Annotated in this window: 23 protein-coding genes; 6 read left to right on the top strand and 17 right to left on the bottom strand. The window is 60.1% G+C overall.

Annotated elements, in window-relative coordinates:
* Window position 1: 1 nt before the first annotated feature.
* Window positions 2-3,574: a DNA polymerase III subunit alpha gene (dnaE, locus tag ACP8KU_RS03895; RefSeq protein ID WP_284609094.1), complete on the bottom strand. Its 3,573-nt coding sequence runs from the start codon at window positions 3,572-3,574 to the stop codon at window positions 2-4.
* 45 nt (window positions 3,575-3,619) lie between these two features.
* Here dnaE and rarD point away from each other — a divergent pair, with 45 nt between their 5' ends.
* Window positions 3,620-4,495 carry an EamA family transporter RarD gene (rarD, locus tag ACP8KU_RS03890; RefSeq protein WP_484484008.1) on the top strand — a complete coding sequence of 292 codons (876 nt, stop codon included), beginning with the start codon at window positions 3,620-3,622 and terminating at the stop codon, window positions 4,493-4,495.
* An 82-nt stretch (window positions 4,496-4,577) separates the two neighbouring features.
* Here rarD and ACP8KU_RS03885 read toward each other — a convergent pair whose 3' ends face one another.
* The 4 genes from ACP8KU_RS03885 to lspA all read right to left on the bottom strand — a co-directional run bounded on the left by ACP8KU_RS03885 (window position 4,578) and on the right by lspA (window position 7,617).
* Complete coding sequence (locus ACP8KU_RS03885) at window positions 4,578-5,600, bottom strand: HNH endonuclease signature motif containing protein (RefSeq protein ID WP_484484007.1); 1,023 nt, start codon at window positions 5,598-5,600, stop codon at window positions 4,578-4,580.
* A 61-nt stretch (window positions 5,601-5,661) separates the two neighbouring features.
* Entirely contained in the window at window positions 5,662-6,201 is a 540-nt protein-coding gene (locus ACP8KU_RS03880; protein ID WP_484484006.1) for a hypothetical protein, read from the bottom strand.
* Window positions 6,198-7,124, bottom strand: a complete 927-nt coding sequence (locus ACP8KU_RS03875; protein ID WP_005278479.1) for an RluA family pseudouridine synthase — start codon at window positions 7,122-7,124, stop codon at window positions 6,198-6,200. The genes ACP8KU_RS03880 and ACP8KU_RS03875 overlap by 4 nt, the downstream gene beginning before the upstream one ends.
* Window positions 7,117-7,617, bottom strand: a complete 501-nt coding sequence (gene lspA, locus ACP8KU_RS03870; protein ID WP_484484005.1) for a signal peptidase II — start codon at window positions 7,615-7,617, stop codon at window positions 7,117-7,119. Before lspA ends, ACP8KU_RS03875 begins: the two co-directional genes overlap by 8 nt.
* Before the next feature lie 32 nt (window positions 7,618-7,649).
* Between lspA and ACP8KU_RS03865 the strand changes: the two genes are divergently transcribed.
* Window positions 7,650-8,594, top strand: a complete 945-nt coding sequence (locus ACP8KU_RS03865; RefSeq protein WP_023017258.1) for a hypothetical protein — start codon at window positions 7,650-7,652, stop codon at window positions 8,592-8,594.
* A gap of 12 nt (window positions 8,595-8,606) precedes the next feature.
* Here the strand turns inward: ACP8KU_RS03865 and ACP8KU_RS03860 are convergent, their stop codons facing one another.
* Window positions 8,607-9,242, bottom strand: a complete 636-nt coding sequence (locus ACP8KU_RS03860) for a WKL family lipoprotein (protein ID WP_005283813.1) — start codon at window positions 9,240-9,242, stop codon at window positions 8,607-8,609.
* Window positions 9,243-9,349: 107 nt separating this feature from the next.
* On the opposite strand from ACP8KU_RS03860, the gene ACP8KU_RS03855 reads away from it, so the two are divergent.
* Entirely contained in the window at window positions 9,350-10,264 is a 915-nt protein-coding gene (locus ACP8KU_RS03855; protein WP_484484004.1) for an asparaginase, read from the top strand.
* Here ACP8KU_RS03855 and ACP8KU_RS03850 read toward each other — a convergent pair.
* On the bottom strand, window positions 10,261-11,646 hold the full coding sequence (locus tag ACP8KU_RS03850) for a DNA polymerase IV (RefSeq protein ID WP_484484003.1): 1,386 nt from the start codon (window positions 11,644-11,646) through the stop codon (window positions 10,261-10,263). The two genes, ACP8KU_RS03855 and ACP8KU_RS03850, sit on opposite strands and share 4 nt — an antisense overlap.
* A 79-nt stretch (window positions 11,647-11,725) precedes the next feature.
* On the opposite strand from ACP8KU_RS03850, the gene ACP8KU_RS03845 reads away from it, so the two are divergent.
* Window positions 11,726-12,370: a GntR family transcriptional regulator gene (locus tag ACP8KU_RS03845; protein WP_484484002.1), complete on the top strand. Its 645-nt coding sequence runs from the start codon at window positions 11,726-11,728 to the stop codon at window positions 12,368-12,370.
* The gene (locus tag ACP8KU_RS03840) at window positions 12,367-13,599 is read left to right on the top strand and encodes an MFS transporter (protein ID WP_484484001.1); all 1,233 of its coding nucleotides are present in this window, start codon (window positions 12,367-12,369) and stop codon (window positions 13,597-13,599) included. Before ACP8KU_RS03845 ends, ACP8KU_RS03840 begins: the two co-directional genes overlap by 4 nt.
* 137 nt (window positions 13,600-13,736) lie before the next feature.
* On the opposite strand, the gene ACP8KU_RS03835 is transcribed toward ACP8KU_RS03840, so the two are convergent.
* From ACP8KU_RS03835 to ileS, 4 genes are all read right to left on the bottom strand, one after another.
* Window positions 13,737-15,089 (bottom strand): ICP22 family protein, encoded by a 1,353-nt coding sequence (locus tag ACP8KU_RS03835; protein ID WP_284901992.1) that lies wholly within the window; start codon window positions 15,087-15,089, stop codon window positions 13,737-13,739.
* A 512-nt stretch (window positions 15,090-15,601) separates the two neighbouring features.
* Complete coding sequence (locus tag ACP8KU_RS03830) at window positions 15,602-16,603, bottom strand: hypothetical protein (protein WP_484484000.1); 1,002 nt, start codon at window positions 16,601-16,603, stop codon at window positions 15,602-15,604.
* Between the two features lie 396 nt (window positions 16,604-16,999).
* Window positions 17,000-17,596, bottom strand: coding sequence for a hypothetical protein (locus tag ACP8KU_RS03825; protein ID WP_023017243.1), 597 nt, complete (start codon window positions 17,594-17,596; stop codon window positions 17,000-17,002).
* Between the two features lie 442 nt (window positions 17,597-18,038).
* Window positions 18,039-21,203 carry an isoleucine--tRNA ligase gene (gene ileS, locus ACP8KU_RS03820; protein ID WP_484483999.1) on the bottom strand — a complete coding sequence of 1,055 codons (3,165 nt, stop codon included), beginning with the start codon at window positions 21,201-21,203 and terminating at the stop codon, window positions 18,039-18,041.
* Between the two features lie 285 nt (window positions 21,204-21,488).
* On the opposite strand from ileS, the gene ACP8KU_RS03815 reads away from it, so the two are divergent.
* A complete protein-coding gene (locus tag ACP8KU_RS03815; protein ID WP_284901995.1) occupies window positions 21,489-22,487 on the top strand; it encodes an HNH endonuclease signature motif containing protein in 999 nt (332 codons plus the stop codon).
* A 336-nt stretch (window positions 22,488-22,823) separates the two neighbouring features.
* On the opposite strand, the gene ACP8KU_RS03810 is transcribed toward ACP8KU_RS03815, so the two are convergent.
* The 6 genes from ACP8KU_RS03810 to pgeF all read right to left on the bottom strand — a co-directional run bounded on the left by ACP8KU_RS03810 (window position 22,824) and on the right by pgeF (window position 26,964).
* Window positions 22,824-23,030 carry a hypothetical protein gene (locus ACP8KU_RS03810; RefSeq protein WP_005278448.1) on the bottom strand — a complete coding sequence of 69 codons (207 nt, stop codon included), beginning with the start codon at window positions 23,028-23,030 and terminating at the stop codon, window positions 22,824-22,826.
* Window positions 23,031-23,168: 138 nt separating this feature from the next.
* Window positions 23,169-24,365, bottom strand: coding sequence for a DivIVA domain-containing protein (locus ACP8KU_RS03805; RefSeq protein ID WP_005278446.1), 1,197 nt, complete (start codon window positions 24,363-24,365; stop codon window positions 23,169-23,171).
* 208 nt (window positions 24,366-24,573) lie between these two features.
* Window positions 24,574-24,864, bottom strand: coding sequence for a YggT family protein (locus tag ACP8KU_RS03800; protein ID WP_005278444.1), 291 nt, complete (start codon window positions 24,862-24,864; stop codon window positions 24,574-24,576).
* 94 nt (window positions 24,865-24,958) lie between these two features.
* Window positions 24,959-25,432, bottom strand: coding sequence for a cell division protein SepF (locus tag ACP8KU_RS03795; RefSeq protein ID WP_005278442.1), 474 nt, complete (start codon window positions 25,430-25,432; stop codon window positions 24,959-24,961).
* Window positions 25,433-25,535: 103 nt separating this feature from the next.
* On the bottom strand, window positions 25,536-26,234 hold the full coding sequence (locus ACP8KU_RS03790) for a YggS family pyridoxal phosphate-dependent enzyme (RefSeq protein ID WP_484483998.1): 699 nt from the start codon (window positions 26,232-26,234) through the stop codon (window positions 25,536-25,538).
* Window positions 26,227-26,964 carry a peptidoglycan editing factor PgeF gene (gene pgeF, locus ACP8KU_RS03785; RefSeq protein WP_284643052.1) on the bottom strand — a complete coding sequence of 246 codons (738 nt, stop codon included), beginning with the start codon at window positions 26,962-26,964 and terminating at the stop codon, window positions 26,227-26,229. The genes ACP8KU_RS03790 and pgeF overlap by 8 nt, the downstream gene beginning before the upstream one ends.
* Window positions 26,965-26,976: the final 12 nt, after the last annotated feature.

Here is a 26,976-nt window from a genome sequence, read left to right as displayed (position 1 = left end):
ACTACCCCAAAATGCCAGCGCCCATGGTGGCCTTCAGATCCCCCATGAGGTTGCCGGATCGTTGCACGCGGAGGTGCTCGCCTAGGACCATCGTGGTGGTTTGATCGCCTTCGACAAGCTCGAGATAGACATCGGAATCACCGTGGTTTTTGACCAAGACTTGCTTGAGCCGGGCGATATTTTCCATCGTGCACTGGTCCGTGCGCATGGTCAGGCGCAGCGGCAGGCTCGCGCCACCGCCGGGTCCCAGCTCGGGAACGCGAATATCGGAACAAAACAGCGACCGGCGCTCATCGCGCACCTTGACGTTGACGCGCGCCAAGATAATGTTGTCCTCCACAATATGCGGCGCTGCCAGCGAGTAGACCTTATTGAACACCAAGATCTCTACCTGCGCGCCGTTGTGATCTTCTACCGTGACAATCGCCCACGGGGAACCATCGCGCTTAGAAAAGCGCCGGTCCACGCCGGAAATGATGCCGCCGATGATGAGTTCTTGGCCATTGTGTACCTCATCGTTGAGGATCTTGGTCAGCGGAGTATTGGTCTGCGCAGCTAGGGCCTCTTCGAAACCATCGAGTGGGTGGCCAGAAACGTAGAGGCCCAGCATCTCTCGCTCAAGTGCCAACTCGTGCTTGCGATCCCACGAGTCGTCCGGAACATCAATGGCAAAGGCGCCCTCCGAAGAGGCATCGTCACCACCGCCGAAGCCGGCAAAGAGGTCGAATTGCCCCTTATCCGCCGCCTTCTTGGTGGTCTGCACGGCATCGACGGCGTCCTCGTGAATAAGCATCAGCCCCTTGCGCGGCTGCTGGAAATCATCAAAAGCGCCGGCCTTAATCAGCGCCTCGGTCACGCGCTTGGAACACGCCGCAAGGTCGATCTTGTCGAGGTAATCGCTAAAGGACGTAAACGCCCCCTTTGCCTTGCGCGAGGCAATGATGGATTCGACCACTTCAGAGCCCACGTTGCGGATAGCGCCCATGCCGAAGCGAATATCCTCGCCCACAGCTTGGAAGTCCTCCTCGGACTCATTGACCGAAGGCGGCAAGACGTTAATGCCCAAGTGGCGGCAGTCCGACAAGTAGATGGCGGACTTATCCTTCTTATCGCCCACAGAGGTCAACAGCGCTGCCATGTATTCCGGCGCGTAGTAGGCCTTGAGGTAGGCCGTCCAGAACGAGACCAACCCGTAGCCTGCGGCGTGGGACTTGTTAAACGCGTACGACGCGAAGGGCTCGATGGTCCCCCACAGGGCATCCATGGCGGATTTTGAGTAGCCATTTTCTTGCATGCCGCCCCAGAATTTATCGTATTGCTGGGCCAGGACCTCGGGCTTTTTCTTACCCATCGCCTTACGGAAGCCATCTGCCTCGCCGGCGGTGTAGTTCGCCACCTTCTGCGAGATACGCATGATCTGCTCCTGGTAGACGATAAGGCCATACGTCTCATCCAGGATTTCCTTCAGCGGCTCCTCGAGCTCAGGGTGGATCGGGGTGATTTCCTTGCGCCCATTCTTGCGATCGGCATAATCCCAGTGGGCGTTAACGCCCATCGGGCCAGGGCGGTACAGCGCCAAGGAGGCCACGATGTCTTTGAAACCGGTAGGCTTCATGCGCTTGAGCAACTCCTGCATTCCGCCGGAGTCCAGCTGGAACACGCCCAAGGTATCCCCGCGCGAGAGCAGGTCATAGACCTTGGAGACCTTGGGGTCATCGGCATGCAGCTGCTCGAGCTGCACCTCTTCGCCGCGGTTGCGCTTGATGTTTTCGATGGCATCGCCAATAACGGTGAGGTTGCGCAGGCCCAGAAAGTCCATCTTCAACAGGCCAATGGCCTCGCAGGCGGGGTAATCCCAGCCGGTGATATAGGCGCCATCGGCAGGCCGCTTCCACATCGGGATGTGGTCCATCAACCGTACGGAGGCCATAATCACCGCACAGGCGTGCACACCAGCCTGGCGAACAACACCCTCCAAGCCGCGCGCGGTGTCATAAATCTTTTTCACATCCGGGTCAGATTCCACCATCTGGCGGACCTCGGCGGCCTCGGAATAGCGCTCGTGGTCGGGGTCGGTAATGCCCCGCAGCGGAATATCCTTCGCCATAATCGCCGGGGGCAGCGCGCCGTTGATGCGGTCGGCCATCTGGAAGCCGGGCTGGCCAAAGTGCACCTTGGCGGAGTCCTTAATGGCCTGCTTGGTTTTCACCGTGCCGAAGGTAATGACCTGGGCAACCTTATCCTCGCCCCAGCGCTCGGCGGCATAGGTAATCATCTCGCCGCGGCGGCGATCGTCGAAGTCGATATCGATATCGGGCGCGGACGGGCGCTCGGGGTTCAAAAAGCGCTCGAAGAGCAGGTCGTGTTCCAGCGGATCAATATTGGTAATGGTCAGCGCGTAGGCCACGAGCGCACCCGCCGCAGAACCACGGCCGGGCCCCACGCGGATGCCCACCGAACGCGCATACTTAATAAGCTCCGCCACGATGAGGAAGTAGGACGGGTAGCCCTTCATCTCAATCACGGAAATCTCGTACTTGGCGCGCTCGATATACTCCTCCGGCACATCGCGCCCGGGGAACCGCTGCTGCAGCCCCTCCATCACCTCGTGGGTCAGCCAGGAGGTGGGGGTGTGGCCCTCGGGGACATCGGCAATGGGCATGCGGTCGTGGGGGTGTTCCTCCCACACCTCGCTGTAGTCTTGCACGCGCTCGGCAATCCACAGGGTGTTATCGCAGCCATCCGGAATCAGGTCATCCCAGGTATCGCGCATCTGCGCGGCGGACTTGATGTAGTAGCCGGTACCGCCGAACTTGAAGCGGTCCGGGTCCATGAACGTCTTGCCGGTCTGCACGCACAGCATGGCCTCGTGCGCCGGCGCCTGGGATTCCAGCACGTAGTGGCAGTCATTGGTCACCAGCGGCGGCAGGTCCAGCTTCCGGCCGATTTCGAGCAGCCCATCGCGCGTGCGCTTTTCGATGTCCAGCCCATGGTCCATCAACTCCAAGAAGAAGTTGTCCTTGCCATAGATGTCTTGCCACATCGCCGCAGCCTCGAGGGCCTCGTTGAATTGGCCGAGGCGCAGGCGGGTCTGCACATCGCCGGATGGGCAGCCGGTCGTGGCGATGATGCCATCGGCATGCTCGGCGATGAGCTCTGCATCCATGCGCGGCCACTTGCCCAGCTGGCCTTCGTAGGAGGCGAGCGAAGACAAGGTGAACAGGTTGCGCAGCCCGGTCGCGTTTTCCGCGATCATCGTCTGGTGCAAATACGCGCCCGAGGCGGAGACATCGTCGCGCTTTTGGTCCGGGGTGCCCCACAACACACGCTTTTTATTAAAGCGCGATTCCGGGGCCATGTAGGCCTCGATGCCGATGATGGGTTTGACCCCGGCGCTGGTCATGCGCTTGTAAAAGGCGTCGGATCCATACATATTGCCGTGGTCTGTCATGCCCACGGCGGGCATGTTTTGCTTGACCACCTCATCAGCCAACATATCGACCTTGGCCATGCCGTCCAGCATGGAGAACTCGGTATGGTTATGCAGGTGGACGAAGGAGGAGTTTTTGGCCATGCGGTCATCTTAGCGGGGCGGTCAAGATGACGATATTATGCGGTGATGATCTACACGCTCGCCGCATACATCATGTGGGGGTTCTTCCCCGCGTTCTTCCCGCTCCTGCTGCCGGCCACGCCGCTGGAAATCCTCGCCCACCGCGTGTTGTGGACCGCGGTTATCGTCACGGCGTTTTTAATATTCAGCGGCGGCTGGCGCGAATTGGTGCGCATGGACAAGCGCACGTGGGGCTGGCTTGCCGCCGGGGGCTTATTTATCACGGTCAACTGGGGCACCTATGTGCTGGCGATTAATACCGATCACGTGGCCGATGCCGCTTTAGGCTATTTCATCAATCCCCTGGTATCGGTGGCGCTCGGCATGATCTTCTTAAAGGAGCAGCTGCGCCCATGGCAGGCGACCGCCGTCGCCGTGGCGGCGATCGCGGTGCTGTATCTGACCTTCTTTACCGGCCAAGCGCCGTATATCTCGCTGCTGTTGGCGGCATCGTTTGGCATCTACGGGCTCATCAAGAAGCAGGTGCGGGTATCGGCAGCGGTCTCGGTCGCGGCGGAGTCTTTGGTGGTCTCCCCCATTGCCATTGCCTATATCGTGTGGATCGAGCAGGCCGGCCGCGGCACGTTCAGTTCGGATGGCACGCCACACATGCTGCTATTAATCAGCGCCGGCCTAATTACCGCGTTGCCACTATTGTGCTTCGCCCAAGGCGCGCGGACGCTGCGCTTGTCGACGATCGGCATGCTCCAATACCTCACCCCCATCATGCAGATGCTGTGGGCGCTCTTTGTCACCCAAGAGCACTTCTCCACGCACCGGTGGATTGGCTTCGCCATCATCGGCGTGGCGGTCAGCATCTACATTGCGGATCTCATACGCGTTCGCCAAAGCGCGCCGCGCAAGAGTGCGCGGCGCGGGTAGGCGGCCCACAGGAGTGCGCGGCACGGGAAAACGGCGCGTAATGGTCGCCGCTGAGGGGCGGGCCTTGGGCTCAAAGCTGTGGCTATCTGGGCCCGGTATCAACGAGGTCCGGCGGTGGCGGCTGCCAGGGTTTAATCCACCGCACGCCGCCGTGTACGCGCTCGAAGCGGCCATTGCGGGGGCGGGCGGCGCGGTCGTCGTCATTGCGGCCGTTGTGATGCGGGAACGCTACGGTGAGGTTCTTGGCATTGGTCCAGCCGCCGCCGGCCCAGCTATAGATGTGGTGCACCTGGCACTCATCGGCTGGGCGGTGGCACCCGCGCGCCGGGCAGATGGGGTTTTCGGCGGCGGCCATCATAAATTGCTTCCACGTTGCCCCGCGCCGCATGCGGTACAGGTTCACCGGCCCCTCCACGGGGTGGATAAGGGTGATAAAGCCTTCCTCCGCCATCGCGCGCTGGGCCAGCTCAGCGCCGCTTATCTGCGCGCCGTTGGTCATGGTGACCGTCACATCTTTATCACCCTGCACAACGGCGCTTAGCTTATCCAGCGGGATTACCACGTTGGTGCGCACGGTGGAGGTGGAGGCGCCGGAGTGGAAGAGGGCGGCGACATCGGCAAGCGTGCCTGCCTGGTTATGCAGCTCCGCGACGAGGCTGGAGCTGCCCGTAATCGTCAGCGTCCATGGTTTGCCGGCGGCTCGGCGGCGCAGCCGCACCCCGGGTTTGGGCTCGCGCGGCGGGCGCAGCGCGCGCACTTTCTTGCGGGCGAGCTTGTCCATCGCCTGGGTATCGGCCGATACCTGGGCAAGCTCCGCGCGCAGGGCCCAGGCCCGGGCTTGGGTGGGCGCGCGGCGGGCGTGCTTTTCGATGACCTCCAGCGTCGGCAGCGAATGCCCATTGCGGCGCGCCCCCTCGACCGCCCGGCGCTGGCGGCGCGTAAAGCTGGTCGGCCCGAAATAGATCTGGGAAAGGTGGGCTATCGACGCGGCGGCGGCATCCGGCATTCCGGCGGCGGTCAGCTCGGAGGCGGGCATATCGGCGGCCTCGGCGAGGATATCCATCGCCGAGTTTAAAGCCGCAATATATGCCCGAATGTGTTCCATGTCCCCGATGCTAAGCCGCCACCCCCACACCCCGCGCGGCGAAGCGTTCAGGATGGCAATTTTAGCTGGGTGGGCGCACGGCGAAGCTGCCCCAGGCGGCATCGGCAGGCGCGGGCTCGACGGCGGCGACGGCGGGGAGGGAGGCGACATCGGCAAGCTGGGTGCCCGTGCCCCACACCACGGCGGCGCTCACCTCGCTGGGGCGCTGGCCGTAGGAGGCGCCGATGCGATCGAAGGTGCGGTTAATCACCGCGGCGCGATCCTCGCCGGCGACGGGCTCCGGCACCGCGATAGGCGCGGTCGAGCCCATGAGGATGGCGTCCATGCGCGGAATATCAGTCAGCGCGGCGGCGACGGCGACGGGCGGCAGCTCGGTATCGAAGGTAACCAGCGCATACGTGGCGGCATCCGGGTCGATGTCCATGGAATTAACGCGCTCAATATACTCCGCGCGGGACTCCCCATCCGGGCCTAGCTGATCGCCTTGCACGCGCGTGGATGCTTGCGTGCCCAGCGTGCCAAAAAGCACCAGGACCACCACGACCGCCACCAGCACCAGGGCCAGTGCCGCTAGCCGACGCCGCCAATAAAACTTCCTCATCCCTGCAGGCGCTCCAGGGCCTGTTGCAGGTCATCGGGGTACGGCGCGCGGGCCTCGAACCACTTCCCGGTGCCGGGGTGGGTAAAGCCCAGCTGCACCGCATGCAGCCACTGGCGCTCGAGTCCTAGGCGGGCGGAAAGCTGCGGGTTCGAGCCGTACATGGGATCGCCGACGCAGGGATGCCCGGTGGCGGACATGTGGACGCGGATTTGGTGGGTGCGGCCGGTTTCCAGGTGCACCTCGATGAGGCTGGCCTCGCGAAAGGCCTCGATGAGGCGGTAATGGGTGACAGCGGCCTTGCCATCGTCAAGCACGGCGAATTTCCAGCCCGACTTCGGGTGCCTGCCGATGGGCGCATCGATGGTGCCTTCAATCGGATCGGGCAGGCCCTGGACCACCGCGTGATAGGTCTTTTTCACGGTCCGGTGCTTAAACGCATGCTTGAGTGCGGAATAGGCGCGCCCGGAGGAGGCCACGACCATGACCCCGGAGGTGCCCACGTCCAGGCGGTGGACGATGCCCTGGCGCTCGGTGGGGCCAAGCGAGGCCACGTTATACCCCGCCGCGCGCAGCCCGCCGATGACCGTCGGCCCATCCCAGCCCACGCTCGGGTGCGCGGCGACGCCCACGGGTTTGTGCACGCAGATGATATCGGCGTCGCTATATAAAACGTCCATGCCCTCTACCAGCTCTTCGCGCGGCAGCAGGGGCTTTTCCGGCTCTGGGAGCAGCACCGAGACCACCTGGCCGGACGCCAGGCGCTCGGATTTACCGAGTTCCTGCGAATCCACGGTGACCCCGCCTTCTGCGCACAGCTGGGCAGTGGCCGAGCGGGAGAGGCCGAGGAGCTTGGCAAGCGCGGCATCGGCACGCATGCCCTCCAAGCCTTCTGGAATGGGAAAACTGCGCAATTGCCTATTCATTTTCCGCCCTCCGTTCCGCGAGCAGCATGGCGCCGATAAAGATGACAACGCCGCAGGTAATGGTCGCATCTGCGATATTAAAGACCGCGAACGAGCCGACCGAGATATAGTCCACGACGTGCCCGAACCAGAAGCCCGGGTCGCGGAAGATGCGATCTGCAAAATTGCCCAATGCCCCACCGGCAATGAGCGCCAGCCCCAGCGCCTGGCCGGTGTTGTGGATGCGCGGGGCGGCGATGGCAACGCCTAAGACGAACGCCAATTGAATGGTGGTAAACAGCCAGGTCGATCCCTCGCCACCGATGGAAAACGCCGCGCCCGGGTTAAAGAGCAGGGTAAACCTGAACCAGTCCCCGATGACATAGTGCGGCACACCCTCCGTCAGGACGGTAAGCATGAGTTGTTTTACGGCTTGATCCACAACCGCCACGGCGATGACCACCGCGGCGATAAGACCTGTCTGACTCCTTCGTTTTTGGCTCACCCACACCATTCTAATCAGGAGCGTCCGGTATTTTGGTAAGCGTGTTTCGAGTCAAAGTTTTTACAGCCCTTTCCGCCGTCGCCGTAGCGCTAAGCGCCTGTTCTTATGAGACCCCCGGCCCCGCCGTGGAGCAGCCAGTCGGCCTGACTATCGATGCCCCGCGCCTGACCGTCGAAGAGGCCGGAACCGGGGAGAAGAAACTGCTGGAATATCACGACATCGACTCCTCGCAGGAGGTAACCTACCGCGCCACGGAGGGATTTTCGCAGGACCTGCTGAATAAATCCGCCGCCGCCGACTTCCAAGCCGCGGACGTAGATAAGGTGACCACTACCCTGCCGCTTTCGGCATCGGTGGATAAGGCCACCGAGGACGTCGAGGATCAATTGCCGGCCTCGCGCAACGCGTTTGTCACCGCAGGGGATCCGGAATACTCCGGCGATACCGATGTCTCTTCTGCGTCCGGGTTCCAATTTGGCTGGCGCGGCCAAGACAACGGCCAGATGAATTCCCTGCGCTTGGCCGCCCCGCAGGATGCGAGCGATGAGGCGCGCGGCACCGTCGAACAGGCGATCATGAAGCTGACCGCGCTGCCCATCGTCTTCCCGGAAGAAGAGGTCGGCACCGGCGCGACGTGGACGGTAGATTCGCGCGTGACCGGCGAATCCACGCTCTTGCAGACGACCCGCTATAAGGTCGAGTCCATCGATGGTGACCGCGTCACGCTATCCGTCGAGGTGGAACAACGCCCCACCCTGGGTGCTTTATCCTTCGAGGGCCAAGCCGAGGGCACGGAGTTAAAGGATAAGGAACTCGACGTGCTGGATTCTTCCACCAACTCCTCGGGAAGCATCACGGTAGACCTGACGAAACCGCTCCCCGTGGACGGTGACGTGTCCTTCGATACGAAGGTAACCTACGGCACCGCCGATTCAGATCTGCGCGTCGTGCAATCAAGCCTGACGGAGCTAGCGTTTTCCGAGTAGCGGGGAGGCGAGTTACTCAGCGGGGGCTTCTACGGGGGCCTCGGCAGGCGCCTGCTCTGCGCCTTCTGCGGGGGCATCGCCCTGCGCAGGTGCTCCGTTGCCCTCATCGGCCGGCAGCGCACCCGCACCGGTATCGGCACACATCTCCGGTACCTGCTCAGGCGGCACAGTGTTTTGAATCAGCGTGCAGGCCCAAGTCTTCGATAGTTTCCAGGTGCCGTCCTCATAAATAAACTCCACCTGGTCCGCGGTCTGCTCTTGGCCATCGGCCGTGGAGAAATTGACCGTGGTCAGCACGGATTGCGGATCATAGCCAGGCAAAACCGGATCCACGACCGCGAACTCCGCACCGGATTCTTCCTTGGAGCGCGCCATGGTGTCAAAGATCTCTGGGGCGGATTCGCCGCCTTCCACGGTGGCGGTCTTTTCTTCCTGCGATGCCTCCGGATCCGTGGCCTTTGCCAGGATGGCGTTCAAATCGGCGGCGGTTGGCAGTGCGGGGGCCGCGGAGTCGCCGTCGGCGGACGCGGATTCGCTGGATTCGCTGTTCTTGGTGGTGTCTTCTTGCTCGTCATCAGAAGAGCAGGCGGACAGGGCGGCCGCCGCGCTCAATGCGAGGCACGCGGCACCAAATTTGCGGAATTTCACTTCTCACTCCTCACGTCTGGGTTATAAACTCCCATCAGTTTACATTTGCACCAGCTTTTCTGGTCCGCGCCTGCCGCCTCGGCGCGTCTTCTTTTATTCTGGAAGGCATGACTAACCTCGCCCTCATCGCCACCGGCGGCACGATTGCCTGCACCACTGTACGGGATGGTTCCCTCGTCCCTACCGTCACCGGCGCGCAGCTCGCGGCCGATATCGACGCCGAAGTGGTGGAATTTCGCCAGCTCGATTCCTCTTCTATTACGCTCGCGGACCTCGACGAGCTCATTGGGGTGGTCAATGAGCAAACCGCCCGCGCGGACATCGACGGCGTCATCATCACCCATGGCACCGATTCGATGGAAGAGACGGCGATGGCGCTGGAGATTTTTTGCGCCGGCGATACGCCCATTGTGCTCACCGGCGCGCAGCGCTCCTACGATCACCCGCACCCGGACGGCCCGCGCAATCTCCGCGATGCGCGCGAGCTCGCTCTTAGCGGGCAGCCCGGCGTCTTCATCCGCTTTGGCGGCATGACCATCCCTGCGCGCGGGGCCCGCAAGCAGCACACCTCTGACCTGCGCGCTTTTGAGTCCCTGCGGGTCCCGGATGCCACCCCGCGGCTGCACCCGCAGCCCTTGGCACCGCACCCGGTAGAAATCATCCCTGCCTACCCCGGCGCGGGGCGCGTGCTTGTCGATGCCGCCCGCACTTCCGCCGCCGGCCTCGTCATCGAGGCCATGGGCGCGGGCAATATGAGTGGGGATATGGGCCGCGCGCTTGCCGATGCCCTGCGCGACGGCCTCCCCGTCGTCATTTCCACCCGCACCCCGTACGGCGCGACCGCGTTGTCCTATGGCGGCGATGGCGGCGGGGCGAGCCTGCGCAGCCTGGGCGCGATCAACGCAGGTGCCTTCCGCCCCAGCCAGGCGCGTATTCTTTTGGCCGCGGCGCTGGCCACCGGCACGGATCCTGCCGAGGTATTCCGGCAAAGCCCTGACCCCAAGCGCTACCGCGAAGCCTAGTCTTGGGTTTCCAACCAGTCCTGCCAGTCTAAGGACTCGAGCGGATCCGCCGGCACCAAATCTGGGTCGCTGGCGGCAAAGGATTTCGTGCGGCCGGGTCCGGTGGCGCGGGTTTCAAAACGCACGCTGACCACCCCGTGCCCGGTGCCCTGGATCCATCCGTGGCCGAACTCCGGGTGATAGACGTCTTGGGTGGCGTGCCACTGATCCTCCACATCGTCTTCGACGACCACGGTGGTCGGCGCCGGTGGCTGGGAGTCATCGCTCACGCCCGTTTCATAATCGGTATCCGGCAGCACAGGCCGCACGATTTCGCGGTCGAGCTCAGGAAATAACACGTCTTGGCGCGCGGCTTCCAGCCCGGAATAGCTCACCCCCACCAAGCGGATGGGGCCCAGTTCATCCGGGTAGCGCGCCAGCTTGAAGGCGGCGGCGGTCAATATCTCTAGGTCATCGGTGGCATAAGCAAGGGTGGTCGAGCGCGATTCGATGTGAAAATCCGCCATCCGCAGCTTGACCGTCACGGTGCGCGCGCCGCGGCCATCTTTAAGCAGGCGGCGGTGCGCGCCCTCGGCCGCGCGGGTAATCGCCGCGTCCACATCCGGTACCGTCAGCAGGTCCTTGGGATAGGTATGCTCCGTGGAAATCTGCTTGGAAATCGCGCGCGGGGCAACTTCCCTATCGTCGATGCCCTGCGCCAGCTGCCACAACTGCAGCCCAACGACGCTGCCGATGGAGATTTCCACCTCCTTTTGGGTCATGGCGGCCAGCGCGCCAATGGTCTCCACCCCGATGCCCTTGAGCTTGGCCTCCGTAACCGGACCGACGCCCCACAGCTTTCCCACCGGGAGCGGATGCAGCATCTCCAGCTGCTTATCCGCTGGGATGACATAGGTGCCATCGGGCTTGGCTTCGCCGGAGCCGATCTTGGCAAATTGCTTGCCGGAGCCCGCGCCGATGGAACACGGCAGGCCCGTTTCCTCCCGGATGAGCGCGCGCAGGCCATCCGCCCACTGGTGCACCTCGTCCGCCGTCGCACCCACCAGCGCCTCTGGCTCCATAAAGGCCTCATCGATAGATAGCTGCTCGATGACCTCGACGTGCTGAGAAATGATCTCAAATACCCGGCGCGAGGCCGCCGAATAGACCGCCCGGCGCGGGCTGACCACCACCGCGCGCAGGCCGACCAATTGCTGGGCGCGATACATCGGCATCGCCGAGTGCGCGCCGTATTCGCGCGCCTCATAGGACGCACCGGCAACAACCCCGCGGCCGCCAACTCCACCGACGAGCACCGGCCGGCCTTGCAAAGTCGGTCGGGTCAATTGCTCGACGGAGGCGAAAAACGCATCCATATCGATGTGTAAGACCCAACGTTGCATACCCTCCAGTCTAAGTCACGCCAACCCCGGAATTGGGAATAGGTTGACGCTTAAACTAACTTGTATGCAAGATGTATGCATGAGCGATACAAGCATGCAGCCTGCCGCGGAGCGGGTTTATGAATTGGTCAAAGAAAGGATCATCGACGGCACCATCGATTCCTCGCAGATGCTGTCAGAAGCCGCACTCGCGGCCGAGGTAGGGGTCAGCCGGACCCCGGCCCACGAGGCTTTCCTGCGCCTGGAGCTCGAGGGCTTTTTGCAGCTTTATCCCAAGCGCGGCGCGCTGGTCGTGCCGATTAGCCCCCAAGAAATCCGCGAGGTCTACGAGGCGCGCCTGCTTGTCGATGCCCACAGTGCCGAAAAGATCTGCGAGCTGGGTGAGGCGGAACGTGGGGGCATCGCCAAGCGCCTGCAAGAAAACATTGCGGCCCAAGACGCCGCCCTGGATGCCGGGGATCTCCGCGAATACACGCGCCTGGATGCCCAATTCCACCAAATCATCATGGATAGCGCCGGCAATAGCCTGCTGGCCAACGTGGGCCACCAGCTGCGCGAGCGTCAGCAACGTTTTACCGCCACCGCCATTGGGCGCAATGTGGCGCGGGCCCGCGCGTTCGTCGATCAGCACCGCGTGCTTGCCGATGCCCTCCTCACCGCCAACCTGCCCGCCTACCTTGCCGCACTCCGTTCACACCTGAAAAATTCGAAGGATCAACTATGAGTCAGGACCCCGCCAATCGCGACTGGTTACCCGTCGCAGGCAGCATGGTGGCCGTTGCCTGGGGCGGCAATGAATTTACTCCCCTACTCGTGATGTACCGCGAGCAATCCCATTTCTCACAGGTCACCGTCAACGGCCTCCTGGCGGCCTACGTCATTGGCATCGTGCCCGCGCTGCTCATCTCCGGGCCGCTGTCGGACTATATCGGCCGGCGCCCCACGATGCTGCCCGCGGCACCGCTCTCCCTGGCCGGGTCCTTCCTGCTGTCCATCGCTCCCGAAGAACCCCTCATCATCGCCGCCGGCCGCGTGCTGTGCGGCCTGGCGCTGGGCATCGTCATGGCGGTCGGCTCCACCTGGATTTCCGAGCTCATCACCCGCTCCGGCGGCGACCCCGCCGCAGGCCCCCGAAAGGCATCGATGTGCCTTACCGTGGGCTTCCTCATCGGCGCCGCCCTAGCCTCGGTGCTGGCGCAATGGGGCCCGTGGCCCACCCACCTGGCCTATGTCCTGCACATCCTGCTCACTGTTATTACCGCAGTGTGGCTGCTGAAGACCCCTGAGACCCGCCCGCCCCGCGGCGAAACCGTCAAAGACACGTTTTTAGATCTAAGCATCCGCAATATGCTGCACATGCTGCACATCCCATCAGCCGCCCACCGCCGCTTTTCCCGCATCGTCCTGCCCGTAGCCCCCTGGGTATTCGGCTGCGCGGGCGCGGCCTATGCCCTCTTGCCGCAGCTGCTTTCTGATTCCGCCGGCGATGCCCCCATCGCCTTTTCCGGCCTCATGACCGTCATTACGCTGGGCTGCGGCGTCGGCATCCAAATGTTTGGCAAGGTCATTGACACCCACCGCTCCGCCCGCGCTTCCGCCGTTGCCATGGCCGTTATTACCGTCGGCACCATCTTCGGTGCCATCGCCGCGCGCACGCTATCGCTCCCGCTCGGCATCACCAGCGCCGCCGTCATGGGCGCCGGCTACGGCCTAGCACTTGTCGCCGGCCTTTCCGAGGTCCAGCGCATCGCCGGAAAAGATGACCTCGCCGGCCTTACCGCCGTGTTCTATTCCGTGTCCTACACCGGCTTCTTTATCCCCATGGCCTTTAGTGCCCTTGCGCCCTACATCGGCTTCACGGCGCTATTCCTCATCGGTTCCCTGCTCGCCGCATGCTGCCTTATCAACGTGATCCACGGCTGGCGCGCCCACCTGCCCGGCCCCGTGCGCTAGGGCTAGGCCAAGCGCCACAAAAGTTAGCCAGAAAACGCAGAAACCGGAGCACCTCCTCATGGAGGGCCCCGGTTTAGTTACTACCTAAAGCGCAGCGGTGACATCGAGACCGCGTTAATCCGCTAATTCAGGCGGGATTAGAACTTGAACAGTGAGAAGAAGTTGCGCAGTGGCTGCAAGAAGCGCGCGATGCCAGAGAACTGGTTGAAGAATTTAACAACGCCCGCCACAAAAGCAACCACCCCAGCAACTACACCAAAGGCAGCGCCGAAGTTAGAGCCGCCCTTTTCACCGCCATTGCCTGGAATCTGCGGCTTGCCCGGCTTTTCACCGGCACCGTTGCCCGGAGCCTTTGGCTTCTCCGACTCTTTACCAGCACCATTGCCTGGGCCCTGCGGCTTCTTCTGGTTTTCACCACCATCTTTATCCGAAGCCGGCGGCTTCACCGAATCCTCACCAGTACCCTTGCCCGGGCCCTTTGGCTTCTCCGACTCTTTACCAGCACCATTGCCCGGCGCCTGTGGCTGCTCCTGGTTTTCACCACCATCATTGCCCGAAGCCGGCGGCATTACCGAATCCTCGTCAGTACCCTTGCCCGGAGCCTTTGGATTCTCCGGCTCTTTACCAGCACCATCGCTCGGACCCTGCGGCTTCTCCTGGCTTTCACCACCATCATTGCCCGAAGCCGGCGGCATTACCGAATCCCCTTCGGCACCCTTGCCCGGAGCCTGACCACTACCGCTGTCAGGGCTCTGCTCAGGTTGCGACTCACTACTCTTATCAGCTGGCTTAACAGTGACTAAAACGGGAGCATCCTTCTTTGCACCCGGACCTAAGGAATCGTAAATTGGAATAACGGGTATTTGTTGGCCAACCTTTAATTCAAGTCCTTCAGGAACATCGAATTCAAAGGTGAAAACTTTACCATTAGAGGTTTTACCCTCTTCAACAGAGCTTTGCTCGAGCTCTAGGTCTTCAGTTAAAACTCTTCCGTTTGGGAAAGTAACCTGAATTGTCTTCTTTTGGCCTGGGAGTAAAAAGACAGAGCCCGTGATTTTCCTAGCCCCCGCTTTAACCTCGCCCACTCTTAGGGGCGAACCAGATTGCTGTTCGTCATTAGCAACAACCTTGCTATCACCGCCGGAAGAAATGTCGTCGGCTCTTACATCACTGACAGCCGCGGAAGGCAATAACTGCTGCGACTCTCCTTCAGCAGGAACGGGATTATTGTCCTTCTCTGGGAGCTCCATAGCAACCGGCGTCAATTCTTCCGAGCCTAGCTGAGAAGTCTGCTCCTCACTCAATTCGTAGTTTGGCTGCAGATTATCCGCATCGTTGATATTTAATCCAGAATCAGCATCGCTACTATTCCCGAATTCCTGTGTGCCGTTGACATGCTCATCAGAGGCCCAAGCAACTGGGGCAACAGCGGTACCTACGAGAGATACAGAGAGGGCTGCAGAAGCGAGAACACGCTTATTGAGTTTCATACGAACCTTCCAAGGGGTACTACGAACCACGGGTTCTATATGCCAGGAAATGCTTTCAAGGAACGGAAAGCATGAGCAAACACCGCGGAAAGTGGGATAACACGAACCTTATCGTGCCATTTACGTTTTTAAACGCAGGATTAGTAAACCATATTGGTTTCCCGCCTAAAAGTTCCAAACCGGAAAAGTGCCCGAGATCACCTAAATGCCGCACCTGTGGCATGGAGTAACCATTTTCGGTAGTCGGTTCCATCAAACAGGCACATGCAGCGATTACTTCAACCCCGTACAGCATCCACCGGACCAACACGCAGTTAGGTCGACACAACCATCACAGATCACCAAGTATCTCAGCCAACGCGAGGCTAAAACTAAATGACCAAGGTTCGATTTCCCAGCCCATCCATCAAAAAAGAAACCGGAGCACCTCCATACGGAGGGCTCCGGTTTAACTGCTGATTGAAGCGTAGTCAGAACATCGACCCCGCACTAGTCCACCAATACGGATGAACTTAGAACTTGATGTTGAACTGCGCCAAGAAGTCACGCAGGGGCTGCAAAATACGAAGTATGCCTAAGCCATGGTTGAAAATTTTCGCAATGCTTGCCACCACAGCAGCCAAACCAGCAAGACCAGCAATTACACCAAAGATACTACCCAAGTCAGAGCCACTCTCTCCAGCGCCACCACCTGGGAATGGCGGCTTTGGCGGATTCTCATCATCAGCTGGCGGCTTTGGCGAATTCCCACCATCGCCTGGAGGCATCGGCGGATTCCCACCATCGCCTGGAGGTATCGGCGGATTCTCACCATCGCCCGGAGCCTCATCATTACCGTTACCAGCAGACTTCACAGTAACCTTAACGGGTTCATCTACGCCATAATCGTAGTAAATTGGGAAAACGGATATTTCATCGTTGGTCTTTAGCTCAACCCCTTGTGGAACGTCGAATTTAAAGGGGATAACTTCACCTTTAGAGGAATTTCCCTGAAGTTGGAGCTCTAAAATTTTGAAGTGTGGGAAAGCAATCCAAATTTTTTTAATTTGACCCGGAAGCACAAAAAGGGAGCCAGTGACTTCCTTATCCCCCGCTTTGACATCGTTTACCATTAGGGGAGGTCCAGGCTGCTGTTCATCACCCACAGGTCCCTTGCGACCATCGCCGGAAAATTTGTTGTTATAGTCCACCACCCCGGCGACCCAAGAAGGTAGCACATGATTCAGCGCTTCTTCAGAATGGAGACGAGTACCGTCTGCACTCAAGAGCTGCTTAGCCACTTCTCTCAATTCCTCAACATTTAGCAGAGAGATCTGGCCCCCACTCCAATTGCAGTTACGCTGCAGATATTTCGCAATGTTGACATTGATTGCAGCATCAATATCGATACCTGCCTGGAAGTTCTGCGCACAGGTAAGGTGCTCATCAGCAGCCCAAGCGACTGGAGTAACAGCGGTAGTTACGAGGGACACAGAGAGCGCCACAGAAGCGAGAACACGCTTATTAAGTTTCATACGAACCTTCCAAGGGGTACTACAAGCTACGGGCCCTAAACGCCTCAATGTAAAAGCATGAGCGGACACCGCAGAAAGTGGGATAACACGACCCATGTCGTGCCATTGACGTTTTTAAACGCAGAATTAGTAAATCATATTGGTTTCCCGTTCAATAGTTCCCCCGCTAAAAAGTGTGCGACATCACTCAATAGCCATGCCTGTAGCGCAGCATAACGCTTATCGATAGTGGACCCCGTTAAATGGGGATGTCCACTCGGTACATCAAGTAGCGCGAGCCTAAAGCTAAACAATCAGAGGCCGCTTCCCTGCCCTCCTTTAACCAAAAAGAACCGGAGCACCTCCGCAAGGAGGGCTCCGGTTAAGTTCCCATCTGAAGCACAGTCTCAGATGGAATTAGAACTTGATGTTGAACTGTGCCAAGAAGTCACGCAGTGGCTGCAAGATACGGGCCAGGCCTGCGTTCTGGTTGAAGATTTTAGCAATGCCTGCCACCACAGTGGCCAAACCAGCAAGACCAGAAATTACGCCAAAAATATTGCCGAAGTTAGAGCTGCCCTCTCCAGATTCATTGCCCGGCACCGGCGGCTTTGGCATTTTGTCACCGGCACCCGGATTGTCGCCCGGTTCTTCTGCCTTATCGGCAGCTTCATTAATTTCTGCCTCATAGTTGACCTCCGCGGTCGTTAACTGGTCAATCTCCTCGGGACTGATAGCGAAAGAACCGTCCGCTTTCTTCAACTCTTTAGCCACCGACTTCAAGTCTTCAATATTGAGCTTGGAAATCTGCTCGGCGGTCATTTTGCAGTTCCGCATCAAGTGTTCCGCCACATTGCCGTTTGCATCGGCGTCAAAATCACTTCCCACGCGGAAGTTCTGTTTGCACCGTAGATGCGGCGCATCATCATCAGCCCATGCGCCGGGAGCAACAGCGGTAGTAGCGAGGGATACAGACAATGCTGCAGAAGCGAGAACGCGCTTATTGAGTTTCATACGAACCTTCCAAGGGGAACTACAAGCTACGGATTCCATACGTCACGGTTTACCTTCAAGGAAGGGAAAACATGAGCGTACACCGCAGAAAGTGGGATAACACGACCCGCGTCGTGCCATTTACGTTTTTGAACGCAAGATTAGTAAACCATATTGTTTTCCCATCTAAAAGAACCATACTGAAAAAGTGTGTGCGATCACTAAAAAGACGCGGGTCTAGTGGACAATGTAACGGTTGCCAATGGTGTCCTAGTTAAACATGTTCCAACGATTGCGTCGGCTTCGATGGCACGCTCCACATCACAGTCCGCATTTCCATCTCCCGTGTTTTGTATTCGTTCCCCGCCTATTGGACGCACTGATTCGCAAGTGCACAAAGCGGCCCGGCCGAACGCTGTAGAAAGCATCCGGCCGGGCCGTTTAGAGCACGCGCTGTGCGCTCTTAGTTCTTCGCTACGGTAGCGGTGACTCCGGTGAGGATATCGTGGGCACCCGCAAGCGGTTCGGTGACCACGGAGAACTCCGTAGCCAGCACCTCGCCTGCGATGGTGTCAGCGTGACGCTGCGCCCACTCCTTCTTATCTTCGGCAACGGAAAGGACCACGGAGATGCGGTCAGATACGTCGAAGCCGGAGTTCTTGCGGGCATCCTGCAGGCCACGGATGACGTCGGCGGCCCAGCCTTCGGCCTCGAGTTCTTCGGTGACCTCGGTATCCAGAACGACGAGGCCATCCAAGCCCTCGATGCGGGCCGTGGAATCCGGGTTCGCAGCCTGCAAACGCTCGGTGTATTCCTCGGGGCTCAAGACGATGTCCCCGTCAACCACGACCTCATCGCCGCGGCGCTCGTAGTTGCCCGCCTTGAGGTTCTTGATGGCGCGCTGGACATCTTTGCCCAAGCGCGGGCCAGCAACCTTGGCGTTGCAAACCACCTGGAAGGTGCCGACGGAATCGACATCATCAGTAAGCTCAACCTCTTTGACATTGACCTCATCGCGGATGATGTCCGCGAAGTCCGCCAGGCTCTGCGAGCCCGCGAAAGCAACGGTGAGCTTCGGCAGCGGCAGGCGGTTGCGCAGCTTATTAGCCTTGCGCACCGAAGACGCAGCCGATGCCACCGCGCGGGTAGCGTCCATGGCAGAAACCAGGTCCGCATCCGCGGGGTAGTCCTCGGCCTTGGGAAAATCCGCCAGGTGGACGGAGCGCTCACCGGTCAGGCCGCGGTAGATGACCTCGGCGACGTGCGGCAGCAGCGGGGCAACCACGCGCGTGGTGGTCTCCAGCACGGTGTAGAGGGTATTGAAGGCCTCCGGGTTGGCATCCTCGCCACCCCAGAAGCGATCGCGGGAGCGGCGGACGTACCAGTTGGTCAGCACGTCGGCGAAAAGGCGGACCTCTTCGGTGGCGGTGGCGATATCGGTCCCCGCCAGCGCGGCATCGACGTTGGCCACAAGGTCGTGGGTCTTGGCCAGGATGTAGCGGTCGAGCACGTGTGTGGAGCTCGTATCGAACTTCGCTTCCTGCTCGGCGTAGAGCTGCAGGAAGGTATACGCATTCCAGATGGGAAGCAGCGCCTGGCGCACGCCCTCGCGGATGCCCTGCTCGGTAACGATAAGGTTGCCGCCGCGCAGGATGGGCGAGGACATCAGGAACCAACGCATGGCATCGGAACCATCGCGGTCAAAGACCTCGTTGACGTCCGGGTAGTTGCCCTTGGACTTGGACATCTTGAGCCCGTCATTGCCCAAGACAATGCCGTGGGCCACGACTTTCTTGAACGCCGGGCGGTCAAAGAGCGCGGTGGACAGCACGTGCAGCAGGTAGAACCAGCCGCGGGTTTGCCCGGAGTACTCCACGATGAAGTCCGCCGGCGAGTGGGTTTCAAACCACTCTTTATTCTCAAACGGGTAGTGCTTTTGCGCAAACGGCATGGAGCCCGACTCGAACCAGCAATCCAGCACGTCCGGTACGCGGCGCATCGTGGACTTACCCGTAGGATCGTCTGGGTTGGGGCGGATCAGCTCATCGATGTGCGGGCGGTGCAGCGATTCCGGGCGAGTGCCGAAATCGCGCTCCAACTCGTCCAATGAGCCGTAGACATCCATGCGCGGGTACTCGTCATTATCGGACATCCACACCGGGATGGGCGCGCCCCAGTAGCGGGTGCGGGAGATATTCCAGTCGCGCGCGCCTTCCAGCCACTTGCCAAATTGGCCATCGCGGATGTGCTCCGGCAGCCACTCGATCTCGTTGTGATTAAGCTCCACCATGCGGTCGCGGAATTCGGTGACCTTCACAAACCATGCGGGCAGCGCCATGTAGATAAGCGGCTCGCCCGAGCGCCAAGAGTGCGGGTAGGAGTGCTCGATGGTGACGTGGCGCACCACTCGCCCAGCGGCCTTGAGGTCCTTGATGATGGACTTGTTTGCGTCGAAGACCAGCTGGCCCTCGTATGGCGGGACCTGGGAGGTGAACTTGCCGTCCTCATTCACCGGGACCACCAGCTCGATGTCGTACTCGTTGGTGGTATTCATATCGTCTTCACCAAAGGCCGGCGCCTGGTGGACAACACCCGTACCGTCTTCAGTGGTCACGTAGTCCGCGAGGAGCACCTGGTATGCGTTGCGCAGGTCTGGGAAGAAGCCGAAGATCGGTTCGTACTTAAAGCCCTCGAGCTGCGCGCCGGTGAAGGTGCCCAGCACCTCCGCCTCACCCAGCTCCTTTTCCAGGGTGCCCAGGAGGTTTTCGGCCATGATGAACGTGCGGCCGGCGAATTCGCCGTCGGTGGCCTTAAACAGTGCATAGGAGACCTCCGGGTGCACCGCCAGTGCCTCATTGGACGGCAAGGTCCAGGGGGTAGTGGTCCAGGCGAGGAAGGAGGCATCGGCAAGCGCGGGGTAATCCGCCAGCGTCTTCTCCGCCGCGGTGCCCTCGCGAGCGCCCGCGACCGGGAAGGTCACCGTCAAGGTGGGATCCTGGCGCATCTTATAGGAATCATCCAAGCGCGTTTCCTGGTTGGACAAGGAGGTATGCTCCGCCCAGGAATACGGCAGCACGCGGAAGCCCTTGTAGATTAGGCCCTTGTCATAGAGCTCCTTGAAGGCCCACATGACCGATTCCATGAAGTTGATATCCATGGTCTTGTAGCCATTATCAAAGTCCACCCAACGCGCCTGGCGGTTGACGTAATCTTCCCACTCATCGGTGTATTCCAGCACCGACTTAGCGCAGTACTCGTTGAACTTGTCCAGGCCCATGTCCTCGATCTGGGCTTTATCGGTGATTCCCAGCTGCTTTTCCGCTTCCAACTCCGCCGGCAGGCCGTGGGTGTCCCAGCCGAAGACGCGGGGGACGTAATTTCCGGCCATCGTGCGGTAGCGCGGCACGATGTCCTTGACGTAACCGGTCAGCAGGTGGCCGTAGTGCGGTAGGCCGTTGGCAAAGGGAGGGCCATCATAAAAGATGTATTCGGGGCAGTCCTTGGTCTTTTCCAAAGAAGCCTGGAACGTATCGTCCTGCTTCCAGTACTTCTGGACTTCTTCTTCCATATCCGGGAAACGGCTCGAGCCGCCGGTCATATCGACCTTGGGGTAAATCTTTTTCACCATTATCTTCCTTCACGCTGTAACTTGATGCAGGGACGGGCCAATGGCTCGCGGTACCACCCTGCTTGAGCTAAAAGCTCCGCTTCGTTTCGGTGAAGGAGATAACGGTCCCACCCGTTCAGTTCTACTGAGCCTTATGGCCGTTCTTCTGAATTGCTCCCCCGGTGATGGCCGGATCATCGCATGTGCCCGCCAGTATAGCGCCACAAGAACGCTGTGCACAAAAGTTATCCACAGGTAGAAATTTTCCTGTTGTACGTGGTTGCACGCGGCCATAGATTATGAAGCATGACCGCGCTCGAGAATTACTTAGCAGCTATGGCCCCGGGGATGGATATCGTCGCCGGGTGCGCTGGCCTGTCTGAGGACGATCTGCGGGCGCATGGTGCGCCGGAGCACACGGCGCGGGAGCTTATCCTGCTCAAAGAGGCTTATTGCGGAAACACCAAATTCACCGGCCGACGCCGGCGAGCCATGGACGGTGCCCGGCGCAATGGTCATTCCATCGTGGCGTTGTCCATCATCGAAAAGTATGCCCGCAAGATGCCCACGCTTTTCGATGCCTGGCTCCTCCGCGAGCAGCTCTGCACCACCAACGCCGGCACGGCGGATCTAGAAAAACTGGCAAAATCCAAGCTACCTGCGAAAAAGAAGAAGGTTAAGCCTGGGGTGCGCATCATTCGCCGCAAGAATGCGCCGTGGACCCTGGCCATCGATGCGCGTTCCTCGCTTATTGCGGATCTTCATGCCGCGCTAAAAGAGAGCGGCAAGGAGCCGCTCGAGGCAGTGGAACAGACCTTTTTCGGCGGCGGCTCCGCCGAAAAGACCACGGTGATGACCAATGTCCTGGTCAACCTGGATGACTACGTGCGCATCATCAACGGCGATGGCGAGGAAATCCAGCTCCAAATGACCAATGGCGCTACGCTTACCGGCGCCGAGTACCTCGAGCGCGCGCTTAAGGAACGCGGGCTGATTACGCTTATTAGTCCCTATGAGGGAGCGGTCAACCTGTACCGCACGGAGCGCTTTGCCAATGCGAAACAACGCCTGATGGCCACTGCAGAAAACCCAATCTGCCCATGGCCGCGGTGCAACAAGCCCGCAGACGAATGTCAGATTCATCATTTGGAGCCGTGGTTGCACGGTGGGTTGACCAACATAGGTAACTTATCCACAGCCTGCGCCTACCACAACGGGGTCAACGACGATGACCCCAATGCCCCGCCACTGCGCGGGCACCTCGTTCGCCGGAATGGGACGATCAGGTGGGAGCCCCCAGATTAGTTAGATCTTATACGGGGGTTCGTGGCGGGTCCTCGGAGGGGACCGCCGCAGGAACGGGATTCAGGAACCGGACGCGGGTTCCGAGGGATCCTAGGAAACCGCGATCCGGTAAACCGCAGATGGTGCGAATGATTGCGGGCGGTGCGGGCAGTTGGGGTGGTGCGGTTAGTGCGGCTGGCACTGGCGTTGGACCCCACCGGCTAGACGAGGCGCCGCCGTGCGCCTACTTTGGCATGCCGCAATGGCGGGAGCTAATACTTCTGACGGAACATGGCCGAATCTACCCCAGCCTGACCCAGCCGGATCAAGGCTGAGCGATCCTGGACGGCTCTGGGCCTAGTTCTGTTTCCAGCCTTGGGACAGGTCTTCTTCAAGGGCGTTATTATCCGCACGGTACTTGCGCGCCCAATCGATAATAAACAACACGATGCCGGAGCCCGCTGCGATAAAGACGAGGTACAACGCCCAATCGGCGGTGTTTAAGACATACATCACCAAAGCCACGAAAGCCACAAGGGCAAGGACGAGGGCAGCAACGAGCATGTCAGTTCCTCTCAGAGGGGGTAAAAGTAGCTATGGGAACAATCATAGCGAGGTGGATAAAACCACAATAGCGCCCACTCCCTAGAGGCGTGGGCGCTACGGGTAACTATTTTGGCTTAGTTACTGCCAACCGGCTACTTAGTTCTTGCCGGCATCGCCGTTTGGTGCGGCGGTTCCGCGGGTCTCGAGCTCTTCCAGCTGGGACTCGAGGAGGGTCTTCAAGCGGGTGCGGTACTCGCGCTCGAAAGTGCGCAGCTCGGAGATGCGCGCCTCCAGGGCGGTCTGCTGCTGCTTGACCGTATTCATGACCTCGGTGTGCTTCTTCTCGGCATCGGCCTGCAGCGATGCGGCCTTCTCCTCTGCCTGACGAATCTGGGCCTCGGCGCGAGAGGAAGCATCGGACTCGGTCTGCTGAGCCTTGGACTCTGCCTCAGAAACCAGCTTCTTGGAGCGGGCTTCTGCATCCTGCACCTGAGCGTCGTACTTCTTCTGCGCCTCGGCAAGCTGTGCCTTGGAACGAGAGTCGGCATCGGAAAGCTGCTTCTCGGCGGCGGTGCGGGCCTCGGTCAGCATGGATTCAGACTCTGCGCGTGCCTCAGAGGTCAGGCGGTCCGCCATCTCCTGGGCCAAGCCCAGCACGCGGGCTGCCTGCATGTGCGTATCCGGGGTAGCCAAGCCATCTGCGCCCTGTGCTACACCAGCACCTGCGGCGGCCGCTGCGGCGCTGGAGGCGGCCGAGTTGGAGGAACCAGCGGCGGAAGCGGACTTCTTCAGGTTCTCGTTCTCGCGCTGGGAAGACTCCAGCTTCTCCTTGGCCTGCTTGGCCTCTGCGCGAGCCTCCTCGGCTTCCTTCTTGGCCTTTGCTGCCTCGTCGCGAGCAGCCTTAAGCTCGGCAGTATTAGCGGCGGCGGTAGCACCCGCTGCGGTGGCATCGGCACCGCTTTCCTTGACCTTTGCGGCCTCGGCCTGGGCGGCCTTTACCTGCTCCTGGGCCTTCTTGGTTTCTTCCTTAGCGCGAGAGACCTCGGACTTGGAATCTGCCAACTTGGTTTCATACTCAGCACGCAGCTTGGCCTCAATCTCCTTGCGCAGAGCTTCTTCATCTGCACCAGAGGTTGCGGCGGCTGCGGCACCAGCCCCTGCTCCGCCGGCCTTGGCGCCTGAGCTAAGATCGCTCACCTGCGCCTGCAGGTCTTCGTTCTCATCCTGCAGTTGGGCAAGGGCGTCCTCAACGAGGTCGAGGAACTGATCTACCTCATCCTCGTTGTAGCCACGCTTGCCAATCGGCGGCTTGCTGAACGCGACGTTGTGTACATCAGCTGGTGACAGTGGCATGACTTGTCTTCCCCTTCGAGTTGATAGAACCCCGGAGGTTCCAGGGCCTTAGGAGCTGCGGTTCCAGTTTATCTAAACCTTCCCCACAAAGTTATATGTGGTTCATGATACGGATTATCGCATTTTATTGTAACCGAAAGTCCACAATAATGGACGTAACGCTGACTCTCAATGTCTACCACAGGTTACGGGGTGATGCGGGGTCGTCCTACAAGAAAATTACCTGCAGGAAAAGCGTCAGGAACGACAGGATGAAAAACAGCACTAAGACGGAAACATCTAGCGCGATTCCACCCATCTGCAGCGGAGGAATGACCCGGCGCAGCGCCTTGACCGGCGGATCCGTGATGGCGAAAAGGGGCTCAGCGATGATCATAAACCAGCGCGGCGGGTTGAATTGCCGCGAGAAAGATTGAATCATCTCAATAATAATCCGGGCGATCAATACCCATGTATAAACCCTCACCAAGAAGATGAGAATAATTCCAATTTCAGTCACGATTACTCAGCCTATCGAATAGTCCCCCGCACGTGCGCATTGCGCACCGTACGGGGGTTAATGGGATGTGCGTCGTTTTACCTAGCCCGCGAACCTAGCGCAGACCGGCGGCGCGCTCTAGTTCAGGCTTGGCAATATCAGCGGACTTAGGCACGACGGCGAATACCTTGCGCTGGGTGTCCATGCCCTTCGACAGGTTGAGCATGCGGCCTTCCAGGCCGAAGCAGAGGCCTGCGGCGAAGTCGATGAAGCGCTTGGCGGTGCCGCGCTCGGCATCGGTAAGCTCAAAGACCACTGCATCGCCATCGCGGAAGGGCTCGCCCACCTTGGCGGCATCGTTGAACGAGGTCAGGGAGATTGCCACGATAGTCGGAACGAACTTCTCCTCGACGGGCGCTGGCGCTGGGGCCGGCTCGTAAGCCTGCAGGGCGCGGCGCGGGGCGTAGGCCGCAGAAGTGGCAGCTCCGTTGCCCGCGTAGCGCGGCTCGTCGTTGTAGTAGGCGTCGTCTTCTTCGAAATCCATCGGACCAAGCCCGAAGAAATTCTTCGTCCTATCAATGAATGACATTTTTGGGTCTCCCTCTGACCTAAATTTGTTCAAGTTCAAGCGCGCAAATGTGAATGATGTGACTCATGTGATTTACGCTGTGAAATGCGCTTTTGCGATATTTTTAACCTACTGGGCGCTTTCCCATGATGCTGGTTCCGACACGCACAATATCCGTCCCCGCGGCAATCGCCGCATCCATATCCGCGCTCATCCCAGCCGATAGTTTGAGCTGCCGGCCAAGGCGCTCGGACAAGCGATCCACGTCTGCGCGCACCGTAGAAAATACCTCCTGCGCATCGGCATCGAGGGGAGGAACCACCATGAGCCCGGCGAATTCTAGGTGCTCCGCCGCCTCGACGGCCTCGATGACCTCATCCAGTTCCTCGCGGACTACTCCACCGCGGGAGGTATCGCCATCGGCAGAAACCTGAATGAATATTGGGAGGTTGTTCTCTCGCTGGCCGCGTTCTTTTGCCAGGCTCACGCCGCGGTCCAGCGCGTTGGCCAGCTTCACCGAATCCACCGAATGCACACTAGTAGCCCACCGCGCGACGTGGTTGGCCTTCTTGGTTTGAATCTGGCCAATCATGTGAAAACGCAGCTGGTCTAGCTCCTGCGCCTTTGCCCGGGCTTCTTGCTCGCGGTTTTCCGCTACATCTTCCACCCCGAGCTCCGCTAGAAGGGCGATATCCTCTGCGGGGTGGAACTTGGTCACGACCAATAGCTGCGGTAATGGGCGGTCGTGCTCGGCGGCAATGGCGCTGATGTGTTCCTTCGTTGCGGCAAGATTATCTGCCAGTTCTTGTTTCCGGTTACTCATGATTAGCCTCCAACCAAATCACACCGGCCTGGCGGCCGGTGGTTCCTTCGCGGCGATAAGAAAAGAAATCCGTGTCCTCAATGGTGCAGCGCGGATCCGAATCGATATTGGTAATGCCCAGGCCCATCAATTGGCGGATAAGCCCAGCGCGCACGTCGATGCCCCACGTCCCTTTCGCGGTCCTACACTTCGAGCCGGGAAGGCGCCGTTCGACATCGTTGGCCATTTCTTCTGGCACCTCGTAGTTTTTCCCGGATGCGGCGGGTCCCATGACCACCTGGATTCGCTCCGGCTGAGCGCCAAGTTTCTGCATCTCGCGCACGGTATTGACCACGATGCCGTTGCGGGCACCGAGCCGGCCGGCGTGGGCGGCGGCGATGACGCCGGCGGGGACATCGACAAGCAGCACGGGAGTGCAATCGGCGACGAGGACGCCAAGGCCAAGCCGGCGTTGCATGGTCACCACCGCATCCGTGGCTGGAACCGGTGACTCGTGCGGGCCGTCGATGACGGTGACCGTATTGGTGTGGAGCTGTTCCATCCATACGATGTTCTCGAGCCCGGTAACGCGCAAGAGGCGCTCGCGGTTGGCCGCGACGTTGGCTGGCTCGTCGCCGACGTGGCCGCCAAGATTGAAAGACTCATAGGGATATGCAGACGCCCCGCCTGCACGGCTAGTAAAAACCATGCGGACGGGGCGGCTGGTGCGATGTTCCTCGTTTACTGGCATGCACACCAGCGT

The sequence above is a fragment of the Corynebacterium sp. LaCa_282 genome (assembly GCF_057198125.1).
This window is presented reverse-complemented; position numbering and strand designations above follow the sequence as displayed.

Excerpts from the sequence above, each read along its gene's own strand:
- dnaE (WP_284609094.1), bottom strand. The coding sequence starts at position 3,574 with ATGGCCAAAAACTCCTCCTTCGTCCACCTGCATAACCATACCGAGTTC.
- rarD (WP_484484008.1), top strand. The coding sequence starts at position 3,620 with ATGATCTACACGCTCGCCGCATACATCATGTGGGGGTTCTTCCCCGCG.
- ACP8KU_RS03885 (WP_484484007.1), bottom strand. The coding sequence starts at position 5,600 with ATGGAACACATTCGGGCATATATTGCGGCTTTAAACTCGGCGATGGAT.
- ACP8KU_RS03880 (WP_484484006.1), bottom strand. The coding sequence starts at position 6,201 with ATGAGGAAGTTTTATTGGCGGCGTCGGCTAGCGGCACTGGCCCTGGTG.
- ACP8KU_RS03875 (WP_005278479.1), bottom strand. The coding sequence starts at position 7,124 with ATGAATAGGCAATTGCGCAGTTTTCCCATTCCAGAAGGCTTGGAGGGC.
- lspA (WP_484484005.1), bottom strand. The coding sequence starts at position 7,617 with ATGGTGTGGGTGAGCCAAAAACGAAGGAGTCAGACAGGTCTTATCGCC.
- ACP8KU_RS03855 (WP_484484004.1), top strand. The coding sequence starts at position 9,350 with ATGACTAACCTCGCCCTCATCGCCACCGGCGGCACGATTGCCTGCACC.
- ACP8KU_RS03850 (WP_484484003.1), bottom strand. The coding sequence starts at position 11,646 with ATGCAACGTTGGGTCTTACACATCGATATGGATGCGTTTTTCGCCTCC.
- ACP8KU_RS03845 (WP_484484002.1), top strand. The coding sequence starts at position 11,726 with ATGAGCGATACAAGCATGCAGCCTGCCGCGGAGCGGGTTTATGAATTG.
- ACP8KU_RS03840 (WP_484484001.1), top strand. The coding sequence starts at position 12,367 with ATGAGTCAGGACCCCGCCAATCGCGACTGGTTACCCGTCGCAGGCAGC.
- ACP8KU_RS03835 (WP_284901992.1), bottom strand. The coding sequence starts at position 15,089 with ATGAAACTCAATAAGCGTGTTCTCGCTTCTGCAGCCCTCTCTGTATCT.
- ACP8KU_RS03830 (WP_484484000.1), bottom strand. The coding sequence starts at position 16,603 with ATGAAACTTAATAAGCGTGTTCTCGCTTCTGTGGCGCTCTCTGTGTCC.
- ACP8KU_RS03825 (WP_023017243.1), bottom strand. The coding sequence starts at position 17,596 with ATGAAACTCAATAAGCGCGTTCTCGCTTCTGCAGCATTGTCTGTATCC.
- ileS (WP_484483999.1), bottom strand. The coding sequence starts at position 21,203 with ATGGTGAAAAAGATTTACCCCAAGGTCGATATGACCGGCGGCTCGAGC.
- ACP8KU_RS03815 (WP_284901995.1), top strand. The coding sequence starts at position 21,489 with ATGACCGCGCTCGAGAATTACTTAGCAGCTATGGCCCCGGGGATGGAT.
- ACP8KU_RS03810 (WP_005278448.1), bottom strand. The coding sequence starts at position 23,030 with ATGCTCGTTGCTGCCCTCGTCCTTGCCCTTGTGGCTTTCGTGGCTTTG.
- ACP8KU_RS03805 (WP_005278446.1), bottom strand. The coding sequence starts at position 24,365 with ATGCCACTGTCACCAGCTGATGTACACAACGTCGCGTTCAGCAAGCCG.
- ACP8KU_RS03795 (WP_005278442.1), bottom strand. The coding sequence starts at position 25,432 with ATGTCATTCATTGATAGGACGAAGAATTTCTTCGGGCTTGGTCCGATG.
- ACP8KU_RS03790 (WP_484483998.1), bottom strand. The coding sequence starts at position 26,234 with ATGAGTAACCGGAAACAAGAACTGGCAGATAATCTTGCCGCAACGAAG.
- pgeF (WP_284643052.1), bottom strand. The coding sequence starts at position 26,964 with ATGCCAGTAAACGAGGAACATCGCACCAGCCGCCCCGTCCGCATGGTT.